The organism is Chitinophagales bacterium, from assembly GCA_017303835.1.
GTDB lineage: Bacteria > Bacteroidota > Bacteroidia > Chitinophagales > Chitinophagaceae > JAFLBI01.
On record JAFLBI010000001.1, the window covers coordinates 351118 to 370270 of the forward strand.

The following is a 19153-nucleotide window of genomic DNA, read 5'->3' on the forward strand; positions in this document are numbered from 1 at the left end:
AACGTCCACCCGAAACTAGCCGGGTGGACGTTTTATTTTTGCACAATGGGCAGTTTGGTCCAAAATTTGTTTTTGCCGTTTTGTCTCATTCATTACCTTTGCAGTCCTTTAAATTTCAGCTAATTAGCTCGTGTCGATTCGTTTCATGGCCATGAGATGCGCAATCGACTGTTAATCAGGACGTAAGAAACCTGTAAGTTTCAACGCCCCGGCTAGTTGGCTAAAAAACCGGTTACCTAAATACTATGTCTACAACTACTCTGAACAACAGGATCAGCTTTGGTAAGACAAAACACCTGGCTGACGCTCCTGATCTTTTGGACATCCAGTTAGAATCCTTTAAAGAGTTTTTCCAGTTAGAGACCACACCCGACAAGCGTAACAACGAAGGTTTGTTCCGTGTATTCAAGGAGAATTTTCCTATCACGGATACCCGTAACATCTTCGTACTGGAATTCCTCGACTACTTCATTGATCCACCGCGTTACACTATTGAAGAGTGTATGGAGCGTGGACTTACTTACGCTGTTCCCCTCAAGGCAAAACTGCGTCTGAGCTGTAACGATGAGGAGCACGTAGATTTCCAGACTATTGTGCAGGATGTATTCCTTGGAAACATTCCTTACATGACCCCACGCGGTACTTTCGTGATCAACGGAGCTGAGCGTGTAGTGGTTAGCCAGTTACACCGTTCACCTGGTGTATTCTTCGGCCAGTCTATTCACCCCAACGGTACCAAGATCTATTCTGCCCGTGTGATTCCTTTCAAAGGCGCATGGATGGAATTTGCTACAGATATCAACAACGTGATGTATGCGTACATCGACCGTAAGAAGAAATTCCCGGTAACAACGCTGCTCCGTTCTATCGGTTTCGAAACTGATAAAGACATCCTGGAACTTTTCGGTATGGCCGACGAAGTGAAGGCTGATAAGAAAACACTTGCTAACCATGTAGGTCAGAAATTGGCTGCTCGTGTGTTGAGAACATGGGTTGAAGATTTCGTGGATGAAGATACCGGTGAAGTGGTGAGCATCGAGCGTAATGAAATCGTGATGGAACGCGATACCATCCTCGATGAAGAAGCAATCGACACCATTGTTGAGCTGGGCGTGAAGAGTGTTTTCATTCAGAAAGAAGATGTGGGTGGTGACTATGCGATCATCTACAATACCCTGAACAAGGATACTTCTAACAGTGAACTGGAAGCGGTTCAGCACATCTATCGCCAATTGCGTGGTGCGGATGCTCCGGACAATGAAACTGCACGTGGTATTATCGACAAGCTCTTCTTCTCAGACAAGCGTTATGATCTGGGTGAAGTAGGTCGTTACAAAATCAACAAGAAGCTCAACCTGACCTTCCCATTAGAGAAGAAAGTGTTGACTAAAGATGATATCATTGAAATCATCAAATACCTGGTTCGTCTTACCAATGCGAAGGCTGAAATCGATGATATCGATCACCTGAGCAACCGTCGTGTACGTACCGTAGGTGAGCAGTTGTATGCACAATTCGGTGTTGGTCTGGCTCGTATGGCCCGTACCATCCGTGAGCGTATGAACGTGCGCGATAACGAAGTATTTACACCGGTTGATTTGATCAATGCCAGAACATTGTCTTCTGTGATCAACTCATTCTTTGGTACTTCTCAGCTGTCTCAGTTCTTAGATCAAACCAACCCATTGAGTGAGATCACGCACAAGCGTCGTATCTCCGCACTGGGACCCGGTGGTCTGAGTCGTGAGCGCGCAGGCTTCGAAGTTCGTGACGTACACTATAGCCACTATGGTCGTCTGTGTACCATCGAAACACCAGAAGGTCCAAACATCGGTTTGATCTCTACACTTTGCGTACACGCGAAAATTAATGATATGGGCTTCATCGAAACACCTTACCGTAAAGTAAACGACGGTAAAGTGGATATGAAGCAGCTCACTTTCCTGAGCGCGGAAGAAGAAGATACTGCTAAGATTGCCCAGGCCAGCTCTAAGTTGGATGAGAAGGGTAACTTAACTGATGAGCGCGTTGTGTCTCGTCAGACAGGTGACTTCCCGATTCTGGAAAAGCAGGAAGTAGAATTCATGGACGTTGCGCCTAACCAGATTGTAGGTTTGAGTGCTTCATTGATTCCATTCCTGGAGCATGATGATGCCAACCGTGCGTTGATGGGATCAAACATGCAACGTCAGGCTGTACCATTGATCCGTCCTCAAAACCCAATCGTGGGTACAGGTCTGGAAGGTAAGGCTGCACGTGATGCGAGAATCCAGATTCACGCTGAAGGTGATGGTGTGGTTGAATTCGTTGATGCGAATGAGATCCACATTCGTTATGAAAGAAACGACCTCGATCGTCTGGTAAGTTTTGAAGACGATCTGAAAGTATACCGACTCACCAAGTTCATCAAAACCAACCAGAGCACCTGTATCAACCTGCGCCCTGCGGTTAGAAAAGGACAGAAGGTGAAGAAGGGTGATTTCCTGACTGAAGGTTACGCAACTAAGGATGGTGAACTGGCACTGGGTAGAAACCTGCTGGTATCATTCATGCCTTGGAAGGGTTACAACTTCGAGGATGCCATCGTAATCAGCGAGAAAGTAGTGCGCGAAGACCTGTTCACTTCAGTACACATTGAAGAGTATGAACTGGAAGTTCGTGATACCAAGCTGGGTGAAGAAGAATTGACTCCAGATATTCCAAACGTTTCTGAAGAAGCAACCAAGGATCTGGACGAGAACGGTATCATCCGCATTGGTGCTACTATCAAAGAAGGTGATATCCTGATTGGTAAGATTACACCTAAAGGTGAATCTGATCCTACACCAGAAGAAAAACTGCTGCGCGCCATCTTCGGCGACAAAGCAGGTGATGCGAAGGATGCTTCACTGAAAGCACCTAACGGTACTGAAGGTGTGGTGATTGATAAGAAACTGTTCCAGCGCGCGAAGAAGGATAAGAATGCGAAAGTGCGTGAGAAAGCGATGTTGGAGAAAGTAGAAAAGATTCACCAGCAGAATGAAGAAGAACTGCGTGAGCAGCTGTACAGCAAGCTCGGTCAGTTACTGAAGGATAAAGCTTCTGCAGGTGTTAGCAACAACTTTGGTGAAGTGCTGATTGGTAAGGGCGCTAAGTTCAATGCAAAGAATCTGGCTGGTATCGATTACCAGAACGTGAATCCTTTGGGTTGGACTGGTGATACCACAACTGATGAGCAGATCAACACCCTGTTGCACAATTTCAATATCAAGTACAACGAAGAACTCGGTCGCTACAAGCGCGAGAAGTTCAATATCTCTATTGGTGATGAACTGCCAGCCGGTGTATTGAAACTGGCTAAGGTTTACCTGGCTGTGAAGCGTAAGCTGAAAGTGGGTGATAAAATGGCGGGTCGTCACGGTAACAAGGGTATCGTTGCCAAGATTGTACGTGCAGAAGACATGCCATTCCTGGAAGATGGTACACCGGTTGATATCGTTCTGAACCCATTGGGCGTACCAAGCCGTATGAACCTGGGTCAGATTTACGAGACCATCCTCGGCTGGACAGGTATGAAGCTGGGCGTGAAGTTTGCAACACCAATCTTTGATGGTGCAACCACTACAGAAATTGAGGAACTGTGTCAGAAAGCAAGCATCCCGATGAACGGTCATACTTACCTGTATGATGGTGAAACAGGGGAGCGCTTCCACCAGAAAGCCACTGTGGGTGTGATTTACATGATCAAACTGCACCACATGGTTGATGATAAAATGCACGCACGTTCAATTGGACCATACAGCTTGATTACCCAGCAGCCGCTCGGTGGTAAAGCTCAGTTCGGTGGTCAGCGTTTCGGTGAAATGGAAGTATGGGCATTGGAAGCTTATGGTGCTGCCAATATCCTGCAGGAACTGCTCACCATCAAGTCTGATGATATCATCGGCCGTGCCAAGACTTACGAAGCTATCGTGAAGGGTGATAATATTCCTCGCGCTGGTATTCCTGAATCATTCAACGTATTGGTTCACGAATTGAGAGGTCTGGGTCTGGATCTGAAGTTCGATTAATAACAGTAAAGCCTGGTACTACGAGTACCGGGCTTTCACCATATTCTGTTCAATCATTTGCTGCCAGCTCGTAGCGGCGGCCTTAAGCTAAAAGCTTAAACATCTATGGCAATCAGAAAAGAGCAACGTGCAAAATCCACGTTTTCAAAGATCACCATCAGTCTGGCTTCTCCCGATACCATTCTGGAGCGCAGCTTTGGTGAAGTATTGAAGCCTGAAACCATTAACTACCGTACTTATAAGCCGGAGCGTGATGGTCTCTTCTGTGAAAGAATTTTCGGTCCTGTAAAGGACTACGAATGTGCCTGCGGTAAGTACAAGCGCATTCGTTACAAGGGTATTGTCTGCGACCGTTGTGGCGTAGAAGTAACCGAGAAAAAAGTACGTCGTGAGCGTATGGGCCACATCAAACTGGTGGTGCCTGTAGTACATATTTGGTATTTCAAGAGTCTGCCTAACAAGATTGGCTACCTGCTCGGTATGAGCTCTAAGAAATTAGAGAGCATCGTTTATTACGAGCGTTATGTAGTGATCCAGGGTGGTATCAAAGAAAACCTGAAAACAGGTGATTTATTGACTGAAGAAGAGTATCTGGATTTGTTGGATACTTTACCGAAGGACAATCAATACCTGCCTGATGAAGATCCTCAGAAGTTCATCGCTAAGATGGGTGCAGAAGCTGTGCATGATTTGCTGGCACGCATCGATCTGGATGAATTAAGTTATAACCTGCGTAATGCTGCTGCTACTGAAACTTCTCAGCAGCGTAAAGCAGATGCGTTAAAGCGTTTGAGTGTTGTGGAAGCTTTCCGCGATGCATCATCTCGTATTACCAATCGTCCTGAGTGGATGGTGATGCAGTACATTCCGGTGATTCCACCAGAACTGCGTCCATTGGTGCCTTTGGATGGTGGTCGTTTCGCTTCTTCTGATTTGAACGATTTGTATCGTCGTGTGATCATCCGTAACAACCGCTTGAAGCGTCTGTTGGAGATCAAAGCACCAGAAGTGATCCTGCGTAACGAGAAGCGTATGTTGCAGGAAGCGATTGATTCATTGTTCGATAACAGCCGTAAATCAAATGCGGTTAAGGCTGAAGGTGGTCGTGCATTGAAATCTCTCTCTGATATCCTGAAAGGTAAGCAGGGCCGTTTCCGTCAGAATTTGCTCGGTAAGCGTGTTGACTATTCTGGTCGTTCCGTAATCGTAGTAGGTCCTGAATTGAAAATGCATGAGTGCGGTCTGCCAAAAGATATGGCAGCTGAATTGTTCAAGCCATTTATCATTCGTAAACTGATTGAAAGAGGTATCGTAAAAACAGTGAAGTCTGCCAAGAAACTGGTTGACAAAAAAGAAGCTGTTGTTTGGGATATCTTGGAAAATATTCTGAAAGGTCACCCTGTATTGTTAAACCGTGCCCCAACACTGCACCGTTTGTCTATCCAGGCGTTCCAGCCAAAACTGGTAGAAGGTAAGGCCATTCAGTTACACCCATTGGTAACTTCTGCGTTCAACGCCGACTTTGATGGTGACCAGATGGCCGTGCACGTGCCTTTGAGCAATGCCGCTGTATTGGAAGCCCAGTTGCTGATGTTGTCTTCACACAACATCCTGAACCCACAGAACGGTACACCAATCACCCTGCCTTCTCAGGACATGGTACTTGGTCTGTACTATATCACCAAGGGTAAGAAAACCACTGCTACTGAAACCGTAAAAGGTGAGGGCAAGGCTTTCTACAACATGGAAGAAGTGCTGATCGCTTACAATGAAAACAAAGTTGATCTGCATGCAAATATTAAAGTGAAAACCAATGTGCGTGAAAACGGCAAGTTGGTGAAGAAGCTGATCGACACAACTGTTGGTCGCGTACTCTTCAACCAGCACGTACCTGCGGAAGTAGGTTTCATCAACGCATTGCTCACCAAGAAGAATCTGCGTGAGATCATTGGCGATATTATTAAGATTACCAACGTTCCTGCAACTGCTAAGTTCCTGGATGATATCAAGCAGCTTGGTTTCCGCATGGCCTTCCGTGGTGGTCTGTCGTTCAACGTGAATGACTTGATCGTTCCGGATATGCGTAACGAGCTTCTGGATAATGCCAAGACAGAAGTTGAGGAAGTGTGGGAAAACTATAACATGGGTCTGATCACCAATAACGAACGTTATAACCAGGTGATCGATATCTGGAGCCGTGTGGATACACGTATCACAGAAACCCTGATTCGTGAAATGGCGAATGATAAGCAGGGCTTCAACTCTGTTTACATGATGCTGGATTCAGGTGCCCGTGGTTCTAAAACACAGGTAAAACAGCTGGTAGGTATTCGTGGTCTGATGGCCAAGCCGCGTAAGAGTGGTTCTACTGGTTCAGAAGTAATTGAAAACCCAATCTTGTCAAACTTCAAAGGAGGTCTGAACGTATTGGATTACTTCATCTCTACGCACGGTGCGCGTAAAGGTCTTGCCGATACGGCCTTGAAAACAGCCGATGCCGGTTACCTGACTCGTCGTTTGGTTGACGTATCTCAAGATGTAGTTATCTCTGAAGAAGATTGCGGTACACTCCGTGGTATTGCAACATCTGCATTGAAGGATAATGAAGATATTATCGAGCCACTGAGCGATCGTATCGAAGGTCGTACTTCATTGCACAGCGTTTTTGATCCTCAGACTGATGAGTTGATCATTGCTGCTGGTGAAGAGATCACAACAGATATTGCTAAGCGTATTGAAGATAGTGGTATTGAGACTGTAGAAATCCGTTCAGTACTGACTTGTGAAAGCAAGCGCGGTGTGTGCGTGAAATGTTATGGTAAGAACCTGGCTACTGGTTATATCACTCAGGCTGGTGATGCAGTTGGCATTATCGCTGCACAGTCAATTGGTGAACCAGGTACCCAGTTGACACTGCGTACCTTCCACGTGGGTGGTGTTGCGGGTTCTGCATCAGTAGAATCTTCATTGAATGCGAAGTTCGATGGTACGATTCAGTTCGATGGTCTGCGTACAGTAACTGCTACGAATAATGAAGGTGAGAAAGTACAGATCGTTATCGGTCGTACAGGTGAAGTGAGAATCATGGATGTGAAGAATGATCGTTTGCTCATTACCAATAACGTTCCTTACGGTTCTACACTGGTGGTGAAAGATGGTCAGCAAGTGAAGAAGGGTGAGCCTATCTGTACATGGGATCCATTCAACAACGTAATTGTTGCTGAAGTAAATGGTACCATCCGTTTTGAAAGTGTCATCGATGGTGTTACTTACCGTGATGAAGCTGATGAGCAAACTGGTCACCGTGAGAAAGTGGTTATCGAAACAAAAGATAAGACCAAGATTCCTTCAATCTATGTAGATGGTAAGGAAGTGAAGAACTATAACCTGCCTGTAGGTTCACACATCGTTGTAGAAGAAGGCGATGAGGTAAGAGCTGGTCAGGTGTTGGTGAAGATTCCACGTATCCTTGGTAAGCTCCGCGATATCACGGGTGGTCTGCCACGTGTAACTGAATTGTTCGAAGCACGTAATCCGGGTAACCCTGCGATTGTGTGTGAGATTGATGGTGTGGTAAGCTTCGGTAACGTGAAGCGTGGTAACCGCGAAATCATCGTTGAGTCTAAGGACGGCATGGTGAAGAAGTACTTAGTACCGCTTACCCGTCAGATTCTGGTTCAGGATGGTGACTTCGTAAAAGCAGGTGCACCGCTGTCTGATGGACAGATCGCACCAGCGGATATCCTCGCAATCAAAGGACCTTTCGCTGTACAGGAATACGTAGTAAACGAAATTCAGGAAGTATACCGCTTACAGGGTGTAAAGATCAACGACAAGCACATTGAAGTGATCGTACGCCAGATGATGAAGAAGGTAGAAATCGTGGATGCAGGTGATACGAAGTTCCTAGAGGAAGATCTGGAAGACAGATTTGACTTTATCGAAGAGAACGATCGTATCTACGATAAGAAAGTAGTTACTAACCCGGGCGATAGCAGCAAACTGCGCGCTGGTCAGATCGTAACACTTCGTGAACTGCGTGAAGAAAACTCTATCCTGCGTCGTGCAGACAAACAGCTGGTGGAAGTACGTGATGCTCGTCCGGCTACAGCAAGACCAGTATTGCTTGGTATCACCAAAGCATCTCTGGGTGTACAAAGCTGGATCTCTGCAGCGTCCTTCCAGGAAACAACCAAGGTGCTTAGCCAGGCTGCGATCAATGGCAAAACAGATACCATGCTCGGTCTGAAGGAGAATGTGATCACAGGTCACCTGATCCCTGCCGGTACCGGTCAGAAGCAGTTTGAGAACCTCATCGTTGGTAGCAAAGAAGAGTATGAAGTACTCGCCACTACCCGCGAAGCCATGAGTTTCGATGATGAAGAATAATCAGCCCTGCTGATAAAAAATAGAAAGTAGGAAGCAGCACTTCCTACTTTCCTTTTAATACCCCCAATTGTAAACGTTTAACAGAACCGGTAGAAAATGAACCGGTAATTTTATAAAAAGCCTTTCATGAAGAATCTGACTATTGCACTGAATGCCGTTCTCGTAGTTGCTGTAGCGGTATTGTTTTATCTGCATTTCTCTGGTAGCAAAGCTGCTGCGCCTGCAACCGGTGGTAACAATGCAGCTGCGGCCAATGGTTTCCGCATTGCCTATTTTGAGATGGACTCAATAGAGAATAAGTTTGATTACTTTATTCAGATCAGAGAAGGTTTGCGTAAAGTAGAGCAGCAGAAAACTGCTGAACTGAATTCGCTGAAAAGTGCTTATCTCAGCAAGCTGAAGGGCTATCAGGAAAAAGGTCAGACCATGACCCAAACTGAGCAGGCGAATGCAACGGCTGATCTGCAACAAATGGAGCGTAACTACTCTTTGAAAGAGCAAGCGGCTTCTCAAGAATTGCAGGATGAGCAATTGAAGAAGCTGACTGATGTAAAGAAGAAGATAGAAGACTACCTGAAAGTGTATAACGCACAGAAAGGTTATGCCTATATTTTCTCCAGCGCACCCGAGTTTATGTACTTCAAGGATACGGTCTATAATATCACTGATGAAGTGGTAAAAGGCCTGAATCAGCAGTACAAGAAAAACTAAGATTCTGCTCAATAAAAATTATCTTCATCCCGCTTAAAGCGGGATTTTTTATGCAAGAAACACCCCAGTTCAAACCCACCCTTAGTCTGCTTGATGCCACCATGATTGTGGCCGGCGGCATGATTGGTTCCGGTATTTTTATTGTGAGTGCGGATATTACCCGCCATGTAGGCAGTGCCGGCTGGCTGGTAGCCGTTTGGGCCATCACCGGATTCATGACGCTTACAGCAGCACTAAGCTATGGCGAATTGAGCGCCATGTTTCCCAAAGCAGGCGGACAGTATGTTTACCTGAAAGAAGCATTCAATCCACTGGCAGGGTTTGTATTTGGCTGGAGTTTCTTTGCAGTAATACAAACAGCCACGATTGCAGCTGTAGGCGTTGCATTCAGTAGGTATACTGCGTATTTGATTCCATGGCTTGGTGAAGACAATGTGCTAGCCAATATCATGGGGTTAAAAATATCGGCGGCACAGATTCTGGCGATAGTCATGATTCTATTCCTGACATATTCCAATACAAGAGGTGTGCAGGGTGGTAAGATTATTCAGAACGTATTTACCACAGCGAAGCTGGTAGCATTGTTTGGTTTGATTCTCTTCGGCTTTGTGTTAGCGAAAGAAAGTTTCTGGAGTAGCAACTGGGAAACTGGTATGCAGGCGAGCAGCTTTGTGAAAGATGATGCAGGTACTGGCTCTTGGTTGCCCATTAGTGGTGCTGTATTGGTTGGTGCTATTGCCGCTGCTATGGTAGGTTCTATTTTTAGTAGCGACTCATGGAACAATGTCACTTTCATTGCGGGTGAGATTAAGAATCCTAGTAAGAATATTGGACTGGCTTTGTTTTTGGGAACTGCTATTGTAACCATCATTTACATCTCCGCCAATTTGATGTATTTGAAAGTTTTGCCCTTGAATGATATTGCATTTGCTGCCAATGATCGTGTGGCTGTTGCTGCTTCGCAGAAGATATTTGGTGATGCCGGTACACTCATCATCGCTGTGATGATCATGGTATCCACATTTGGTTGTAATAATGGATTGATTCTCGCCGGCGCCCGTGTATATTATACCATGGCTAAAGACGGACTCTTTTTCAAAAAGACCGCTGAACTAAATAAGAACGCAGTACCTGCTTATGCTTTATGGATTCAGGCTGCATGGGCCAGCTTGCTTTGTTTGAGCGGTGGTTATGGTGATCTGTTGGATATGGTGGCATTTGTGGTGGTATTGTTCTATGCATTGACCATCATTGGCATATTTATTCTGCGCAAGAAAATGCCGGATGCACCAAGACCATACAAGGCATTTGGTTATCCTGTGTTGCCTGCTATTTATATTGTACTGGCATTGGTATTCTGTTTCTTCCTCATCAAGATGAAACCAACTTATGCCGGTGTAGGTCTGCTGATTGCATTGGCAGGCATACCTTTGTACTATGTTGCAGGACGCAAAAAATAATGCGGGCATGGATTTTCAACAATTGTTTCAAGACTTTACACAAGTACGCGTTGCTGTTATAGGTGATGTGATGCTGGACACTTATTGGTGGGGACAGGTGGATCGTATTTCACCTGAAGCGCCTGTACCTGTAGTGGCATTGAATAAAAAAGAATACCGTATTGGTGGTGCAGGAAATGTGGCTTTGAATACGGCCTCATTGGGTGCGCAAACCACCATGATCTCTGTAATTGGTGATGATGCGGATGGCACTATGTTGACCAATATGCTGCGTGAAGCAGGGATTGGTGTACAGACGCTCTTGCATGCACAAGAGAGAATTACCACAAATAAAATCCGCATCATTGGCAGAAACCAACAGATGATGCGTTTGGATGCAGAGCATACCAATGATATTGATGCTGCATTGGAGGATCAGCTGTTGAAAATGGTAGAACAACATTTGCAGCAAGTGCAACCGCATATCCTGATTCTGGAAGATTATAACAAAGGTGTATTGACTGCCCGCGTGATTACAGAAACCATTACTTTGTGCAAGCGATACGGAGTGCATACTGCTGTAGATCCTAAGAAGAAAAACTTTTTGGCGTATCAGGGTGTAGATATTTTCAAGCCCAATTTGAAAGAAGTAAAAGAGGGATTGAATTTGTCAATACCACAAGTTAATCTTGACTCCCTGAATATTGTGCATCAAGCATTGCATGATGCATTGCAACATCGTTATTCCTTTATTACACTTTCTGAAAAAGGGGTGTTCTATCAAGGTGAGCAGCAGCGAGCATTGATTCCTTCACACGTGCGCAATATTGCTGATGTAAGTGGTGCAGGTGATACAGTGATTGCAACAGCTTCATTGGTGTATGCTGCTACCAAAGGCAATATGGACCTGGCTGCTAAGATGGCTAATATCGCAGGTGGTTTGGTTTGCGAAGAAGTAGGCACCATGGCCATCAATAGAGATAAATTATTACACGAATGTAATTTGCTGCTGGCATGATGCAAATCACCAAAACAGCAGTGATTGTTGCCGGTGGTTCCGGTACGCGTATGGGTAGCGCAACGCCCAAACAATTCTTAATGCTCAAAGGCAAGCCATTATTGTGGTACACGATTCGCGCATTTCTCGATGCATACAATGATATGCAAATCATCTTGGTGTTGCCGGAAGCGCATATTGACAATGGTAAAGCCATTGCTACTGATTTCCCTGAGGCAGATATTCAATTCATTGTTGGTGGCGATACCCGTTTTGCTTCAGTGAAAAATGGGGTGATGGCTGCACCGGATGATGCGATCATTTTTGTACACGATGGTGTACGTTGTTTGATTAGTCCAGAATTGATAAAAGCTTGTTACGCACAAACAGTTGAAAAAGGTTCAGCTGTGCCTGCTGTAGCTTCTACGGACAGTGTTCGCTTAAGTGCTGCTGATGGTCATCATCATGTGGTGGACAGACAGTTCGTTCAAATTATTCAAACGCCACAAACATTTCCTGCGCAGGTCTTGAAAGCAGCTTTTCAGCAAGCCTACCGTGATGCTTTTACAGATGAAGCAACTGTTGTGGAAGCGGCTGGCGGAGTGGTGCATTTGATTGTTGGTGATTATAGCAATATCAAAGTCACCAGACCTATTGATCTCCTGATGGCAGAGCGTATTCTCGAAGAAAGAAACTCACTTGAATAAACGCAGGGGCCAGGGCAGTTGATTCAGCCTGCATTGTTTATAGGGTTGATTGGTGGGCTGCATTTTGGCATAGAAAGCTTGTACGCCGGGCAGATCAGATCCTTCAAAATCAAATAAGACATTTCGATTACTATACGTAGCAAGCATTGAGCCATAGAGCAGGTAATTGCTTTGTGTTTTGCGCCCTTGTTCTGTCAGTAGGTTCAGGATATTGTAAATGCGTTTATTATCGAATAGTAGGATGCTTGCTGCATAAATATTATTATCTGCTTTAACGACGTGTAATTTACACTGACCAGCTGCTGCGTAATGCGCAATCAAAGATTTGAACTGTTGTACATCATTTTTCTGCAGGCTTTGGTGTTTTGCTTGATACAGTTCATAGTAGTGATCTATGATTCCTGCATAATCATCGCTCGTGGTAAATGATAAGGATGATTGTTTGATCAACTGCTGGTAGGTGGTGCGAAATCCTGATTGACAATGCTTGAGCAACTCATCAAATGATTGATTCAGGTTGAGGACAAAATTTGTTCTTGTCTGTTTGGAATTAATAGCAGTAGTGTCGTTTGAAAAATTAAGTTGTAAATCAGCTAATGAAACTCTTTGCTTCATCAGTTCAATACAGGTATTCATATCACCTGCTTCAATAGATCCAATCAAGCCGAGTTGTTGTATGAATACAGGTGTGTAGTAATATTTAATGCCCCATTTTTTGCGCCAGGGTAGTGGCCATACAGCACGGTAATCGTCCAATACAATCGCATCCCAGTCGCCGGCCATGGAATGTAGGTAAGCTGTTTGCGCATAAATCAGTCCATTGTCGCTTTGTGCAATCAGTGCGTCCCATCTTTGGGAGTCTATTGCAGATGCAGGAATGAGTTGCGCTTGTGGCATACGTAAATGTAAGGGCTATTTACCTTTTCCCGAGAGGATGATGCGGATGGTGTGCAACATGATCTTTACATCCAACAAGAGGGAAGCGTTCTCGATATACATCAGGTCATACTTCATGCGCTCAACCATTTCCGATACAGAAGAAGCATAGCCAAACTGCACCATTCCCCAGGAGCTGAGTCCCGGCTTGGCTCGGAATAAATGATGATAGTAGGGTGATTGCTGCATGATTTGATCCACATAGAATTTTCTTTCGGGTCTTGGTCCCACAAAGCTCATGTCACCAATCAGGATGTTCCACAGCTGCGGCAGTTCATCAATTCGCCATTTGCGCATGAACTTACCCCAGCGCGTAATACGCGGGTCTGTATCGCTGGATAATTGCGGTATGCCTTGTTCTGCATCATCCAGCATGCTGCGAAACTTGATGATGGTAAATCGCCTGCCTTTATAACCCAATCTTTCCTGTAAATAGAAAACAGGACCTGCTGAGCTAAGCTTGGTGATAAGCGTAACAATCAAGAATAAGGGTAATAAAGTAATCAAGAAGAATAAGGAAGCGGCAACATCAAACAAGCGTTTCAAGTTTTGCTGCCATGGCGCTAATACATGTGTGTTGATATGAATCAATGCAGAACCCAACACATTATCTGTTCTCACTGAGCCGGCGATGATGTCGAAATTATCTGGCACCATTTTCAACTGAATATTTTTATCAGCCAGTCGTCGAAAAATGGCTTCGATTAGCTCGTGGTGTTTTTTCTCTAATGCAATTATCACTACTTCAATATTGTGTTCATTCACACAAGCTTCCAATACCTGCAAAGTGCCGAGATGCGGCATGTACTTGCTGAGTCCGTTTTTGGTTTCAGGATCAATGGTTAAAAAACCCTTGGCATGAAAACCGAGATAAGCTAAATTTTTTTGTAATTCCTGATAGGTCTTTACTGCTGCAGGTGTATTACCAATAAATACAGTATGGAAGCCTATCTGCTTTTGAATAATCTGCCACTTGGCTATATAGAGCCAAATGCTGCGCGCAAGGAGGATAGCGCCAAATTGCAGTAGAAAATACTTTCCTGCAAATACCAATTGGTCTGCATAGCTGGTTGTGCCTGCCGGGAAAATATGCAGCAGAAACAGTGCGGTGGTGCCTAAGAGTATGGTTACAAAACCATCGGTGAATTCGTTGAGTCTTGATTTGTGGTAAACACTTTGTGCATAGTTGCCCGTAATGGCAAATAATAAAACCCAGTAGAGTAGCAGCCAGCTTTGATTGCCCAATGCTTCCTGCTGAAACAAGAATAAGTTTACTGCCAATGTGCCAAGCAGATCAGTGATCAGGTAAAGCGCAATGGGCAGTCGGGTACGCATTACACAAGGATGCTGGTGCTATTGATTTTGTGCAGAATCTGATGGGCTACTTCCATGGCGAGGAAACCATCAATCTCACTTACAATGGTAGGTGTATTGTTGTTGATGGCATCTACAAATGCCTGCAATTCTGTGAGAATGGCATTGCTTTCCTTGATCTCCGGATTGGCAATCGCGATAGTTTTCTTACCGGAGGGTGTATCCAGATCAAAGGAGAACACGTTTTGATCTTCCGGTTGCTTGAGTTTAATGATCTCCGTTTTCTTCGCAAGAAAATCAATACCGATATAGGCGTCTTTTTGGAAGAGGCGAATCTTACGCATCTTCTTCATGCTGATGCGGCTGCTAGTGAGATTGGCTACACAGCCATTGTGGAATTCAATGCGTACGTTGGCGATATCCGGTGTATCTGTCATCACGGCTACGCCGCTGGCAGAAATTTGTTTCACATCACTTTTTACCAAGCTGAGGATGATGTCAATATCGTGAATCATCAGATCCAGGATCACACTTACTTCAGTGCCTCGCGGATTAAACTGGGCCAGGCGATGCACTTCAATAAACATGGGATTGAGTTGCATCTCTTTCACTGCCAGGTAAGCCGGATTGAATCTTTCCACATGACCTACCTGTAGTTTTACATTGGCTTCACGTACCAGTTTCACAATTTCGCGACCTTCTTCAATGGTATTGGCGAGCGGCTTTTCAACAAACACATGCTTGCCCTTTCGGATGGCCTGCATGCAGATGGCATAATGATGATCAGTTGGTGCAACAATATCTACAATATCGCAGGCGTCCATCAGCTTATCGGCATCGGCATATCTTTTGAGTCCGTAAGTCTCAGATACTTCTTTTGCCTGTGCATCGTTGGGATCGAAAAAACCTACCAGCTTAACACCGGCTATTTCCTTCCAGTTATTCAGGTGAAATTTACCCAGGTGACCAACGCCAAAAACGCCAACTTTCAACATGTGTACGGTTTAGTGCACAAATATAGCCATCTTGGGTATCGAGATACCGGTTTTTGGCTCCTGAAAAGCGGGTGTGGATTACTTATTGGCTATTGACTATTGTTAATTGTCAATTGATTATTGTCTAGTGTTGATACTAGCCATTCTTTCATTGTGGCACTTGGAATATGTGATAGGCTATCACACCATCTTTTGTAGTTCATACCCATTTTCAACCGATTGTGGAATATGGGTTGCTTGGGCTGTAATGTTTCATCAGATTTGGTAAAAGCAACCAACATGAAAATGACAATAGCTCTTTTTGCTGCACTCATTACTATGGGTACTATGCAATTCAACAGTGCAGCTGCAGCAGATACGGTATATGTGCGTTCCGGCAGTCTCAAACCTTCCGTATTAAAAGAGGGGACCCATCGCTACCTGGTGTATTTTAAAATGGGCAAGGACAGCAATAGAATCATGACACAGTTTTGGACACGCAGTATTGCCAAAACCTTGTATGCAGACAAGCCGGCTATTCTTATTCAGCAAAGCTGGGAGGATAAGGATACTGTGATCCATACCACCACTTCTTATTGCGCAGCAGCTGACTTGCAGCCACTTTACCATGAATACTGGTGGAACAAGCGTGGCAACGGCGTAGTTGATTTTGTGAAAGGCGAATTAGTCTTGAATGGTAGCAAAGTGCAGGATACAGATACGGCCCGTCAGCTTAAAGCTTCATTTGCGGCATTTCAACAGGCCCAACAACGATTTGTACTCAACTGGCATCTGGATCTGGAAACCTTTCCTACACTACCTTATAAAATCGGACGTGTATTCTCAATACCCTTTTATGAGCCGGGTTCTATTCCACCTGTAAATGCTGTTTATACAGTAAGTGGAGAGGATAAACTGATGGGCTATGATGATAAACCAGTGGACTGCTGGATACTGGTGCATGAAGATAAAGGCAATCTGGAGCGTTTCTGGATTAGTAAGAAAACCAAAGAAGTGTTGAAACTGGAGCAAGAGATTACCCAGCGCAACAATCAAAAAATGTATCGATATAAGGTGAAGTTGGCTTTTAGTAGTTAATCAGGCAGCAGCTTCAGGTTTTACAATTCCATTTCACATGTTTATGTGATACACGCACTGTTTCGTATGTCGCAATTTGCGGCATACGAAATGATTTTATGCGAAAAATAGTATTCCTCTATTGTTCTGTGCTCTTGGCAAGCCAACTGTATGCACAGACACCAGCGCTTTTGCAGTCGGATAGTCTTCAACGATACATACAAACTGCCATGAATGCGTGGCGCATACCTGCTGTTGCAGTATGCATAGTGAAAGATGGAAGGATTGTGCATCAGCAAGCGTATGGTATAGCCAATCTGCGTACCAAACAACCTGTGAACACACAAACAGTTTTTCCGATTGCTTCCATCAGCAAAACTTTTACAGGAACACTGTTCGCTACCATGGAGGCAGACAAGCTTATTTCTTTGAATGATCATGTTACTAAATGGCTGCCTGATTTTCGAATGAAAGATTCCTTGTATAGTCAGGAATTGATACTGGCAGATATCTTATCCCATCGTTCAGGCTGGAAAACATTTCAGGGTGATCTGATCAATACAGAGTCTGATCTGGATTATCCTAAAATGATACAGCTGTTTAGTCAGCAAAAACCAGCTTACCCATTGAGAACAAGATTTGGGTATTCTAATTTCGGTTTTATGATAGCGGGGGAGGCTGTAAAGTCCATAACCGGCAGGAGTTGGAACACCTATTTGCATCAGCGTTTGTTAGCACCTTTGGGTATGCATCGCACTTTTGTTGATGCCAATTTAATTATGCAGGATCAAAACAAAGCTGCCGGCCATAGCTTTGTAGCAGATAGTTTGGTAGCATTAACCGAAGATAAAATAGAGCCATTTGGTCATGGTGGTATGTATGCTAGCATAGAGGATTTGGGGAAGTGGATGCAGGTATTACTGAATAAGGGTAAAGGAGCTGATGGTCAAGTGATTCCTGAATCAGCTTTAGAGAAGATGTGGACAAGCTATACAATTATCGGAAAGTCAAGAGCGGCAGACAGACAGCAGTATTTCAAAACCTATGGCATCGGTTGGGAAATCATGCAGTACCATAATCAGGAAATCATGCAGCACAATGGTGCTTACTCTGGTGCATTAACATCGCTTACCGTTATTCCCTCTATGCAATTGGGCGTGGTTATTTTAACCAATCAGGACAACCATATTTTGCAGGAGACACTTAAATGGCAAATCATTGATGCATATCTCAAGCGTGAAGTGCCGGATTATACCAAGCAGCAAATTGAAAGACAAGCTGCAAGAAAAAAGTCATCTAATCAACAAGAGTCAGCCCCATTGTCAGAAGCATTTGCTATTGATATGCAACAAATTGTCGGCGATTACTTTTGTGCAGGCTATGGTAAAGCAAGCATTCGTTTTCAAGCTGGTCAATATATATTGAAACTGGAGCATCATCCTGCTTTATCCGGTGTGCTCACTGAAATGGGAAAGGAGCAGTTATTATGTACCTATAATCATCCCATGTTTGGTAAAATGCCTTTTCGTTTCAAGCTTAAGGAAGGTAAAGTGCAATCCTTTGAACTCTTGGTAGATCCTTTTGTGGAGGCGGATCCTTATTTGTTTAATAAGGTTGCTAAAGATTAGCAGATTGTATTGATAATAAAAAACGGCAGCTATTTTCTGCCGTTTTTTATTGGTATTTATTCATAACTATATACAATTGTTTCTCGCTCATCCGGCTGTCCGGCGGTTTGATGCAGAATAGAAGCGCGTGTTTTTCTGCCTCTGCTATCGTATGTATAGCTGTATGTACTTGTTTCGATGACCGCGCCATTTAATCCTTTGCGTGTTATGGTTAAAGGGTTATTCTTTAATACATCCTCCTGCAGGAAAAATGGCATAAAGTCGAAGCGAGCACTGGTATTCGGTTTGTTGTCGTAGGTAATATGAATGTCTTCTAATTTTTCCCAGGCAGCACCATTGTGTTCATATATTTCTTCTTTGATGATATTGCCATCAGCATTGTAAGTGTATGCCGACCTGTGCTCCGGAATCGGTAAACCTGTGCCCAGACTGAACTGCGTAAATTCACTCAGTTTACCATCAACCTTATGAAAGAAGAAGCGGTAATTGGGTGTGCCAGAACCAAATAAATCAAGCTCAAGGCGCACTGTGTTGGTGTTGGGATACTGATAGGTGACTGCGGCACCATCAAAGTCTATTTTGCTTAGCTGTCCGCTAGTGTAATAGAATGTTTGTGTACTAGCGCTACTACTCGCTTTTTCCTTGGTGATAATACTAGCCACTTTGCCATCTGCCTGATATTTAATTTCATCAATTGTGTTATCATATTCCACTTTAACCAATTTGCTTTCAGGTAGGTTGGGTGTATTGTTGTTGACCGACTGCTCTTTCTTACAGGCAATCATTAAAATGGGCGTTAGTACATAGAGAAGTCTTTTCATGATTTTTTTCTGCGAAACTGCTATCCAAATAGCGACTTATCAATCGCATAACTATGTGTTTTCGCGTTGCATTCAGGTATCGTGCAATGATTATAACATGAACGTGTGATT

The 19153-nt window shown here is 44.2% G+C and carries 12 protein-coding genes; 8 read left to right on the forward strand and 4 right to left on the reverse strand.

The window, feature by feature from the left end:
• The first annotated feature begins 245 nt into the window (after positions 1-245).
• From rpoB to J0L83_01680, 6 genes are all read left to right on the forward strand, one after another.
• On the forward strand, positions 246-4049 hold the full coding sequence (gene rpoB / locus J0L83_01655) for a DNA-directed RNA polymerase subunit beta (protein ID MBN8663247.1): 3804 nt from the start codon (positions 246-248) through the stop codon (positions 4047-4049).
• 105 nt (positions 4050-4154) lie between these two features.
• On the forward strand, positions 4155-8438 hold the full coding sequence (rpoC, locus tag J0L83_01660) for a DNA-directed RNA polymerase subunit beta' (protein MBN8663248.1): 4284 nt from the start codon (positions 4155-4157) through the stop codon (positions 8436-8438).
• 126 nt (positions 8439-8564) lie between these two features.
• Positions 8565-9149 (forward strand): OmpH family outer membrane protein, encoded by a 585-nt coding sequence (locus tag J0L83_01665; GenBank protein MBN8663249.1) that lies wholly within the window; start codon positions 8565-8567, stop codon positions 9147-9149.
• 50 nt (positions 9150-9199) lie between these two features.
• Positions 9200-10609, forward strand: a complete 1410-nt coding sequence (locus tag J0L83_01670; protein ID MBN8663250.1) for an amino acid permease — start codon at positions 9200-9202, stop codon at positions 10607-10609.
• A 7-nt stretch (positions 10610-10616) separates the two neighbouring features.
• Positions 10617-11606, forward strand: a complete 990-nt coding sequence (locus J0L83_01675; GenBank protein ID MBN8663251.1) for a carbohydrate kinase — start codon at positions 10617-10619, stop codon at positions 11604-11606.
• Between the two features lie 5 nt (positions 11607-11611).
• The gene (locus tag J0L83_01680) at positions 11612-12292 is read left to right on the forward strand and encodes a 2-C-methyl-D-erythritol 4-phosphate cytidylyltransferase (protein MBN8663252.1); all 681 of its coding nucleotides are present in this window, start codon (positions 11612-11614) and stop codon (positions 12290-12292) included.
• Here J0L83_01680 and J0L83_01685 read toward each other — a convergent pair.
• The 3 genes from J0L83_01685 to J0L83_01695 are packed head-to-tail and all read right to left on the reverse strand — an operon-like array spanning position 12281 to position 15537.
• Positions 12281-13189 (reverse strand): GNAT family N-acetyltransferase, encoded by a 909-nt coding sequence (locus J0L83_01685; GenBank protein ID MBN8663253.1) that lies wholly within the window; start codon positions 13187-13189, stop codon positions 12281-12283. The two genes, J0L83_01680 and J0L83_01685, sit on opposite strands and share 12 nt — an antisense overlap.
• Positions 13190-13204: 15 nt before the next feature.
• Positions 13205-14563 (reverse strand): sugar transferase, encoded by a 1359-nt coding sequence (locus J0L83_01690; GenBank protein MBN8663254.1) that lies wholly within the window; start codon positions 14561-14563, stop codon positions 13205-13207.
• Positions 14563-15537, reverse strand: coding sequence for a Gfo/Idh/MocA family oxidoreductase (locus J0L83_01695; protein MBN8663255.1), 975 nt, complete (start codon positions 15535-15537; stop codon positions 14563-14565). Before J0L83_01695 ends, J0L83_01690 begins: the two co-directional genes overlap by 1 nt.
• Positions 15538-15816: 279 nt before the next feature.
• On the opposite strand from J0L83_01695, the gene J0L83_01700 reads away from it, so the two are divergent.
• Together J0L83_01700 and J0L83_01705 are read left to right on the forward strand one after the other, a co-directional pair.
• Positions 15817-16614 (forward strand): hypothetical protein, encoded by a 798-nt coding sequence (locus J0L83_01700; protein ID MBN8663256.1) that lies wholly within the window; start codon positions 15817-15819, stop codon positions 16612-16614.
• A 98-nt stretch (positions 16615-16712) separates the two neighbouring features.
• The gene (locus J0L83_01705; protein ID MBN8663257.1) at positions 16713-18221 is read left to right on the forward strand and encodes a serine hydrolase; all 1509 of its coding nucleotides are present in this window, start codon (positions 16713-16715) and stop codon (positions 18219-18221) included.
• 56 nt (positions 18222-18277) lie between these two features.
• Here J0L83_01705 and J0L83_01710 read toward each other — a convergent pair whose 3' ends face one another.
• Positions 18278-19042: a hypothetical protein gene (locus J0L83_01710; protein ID MBN8663258.1), complete on the reverse strand. Its 765-nt coding sequence runs from the start codon at positions 19040-19042 to the stop codon at positions 18278-18280.
• Positions 19043-19153 lie beyond the last annotated feature (111 nt).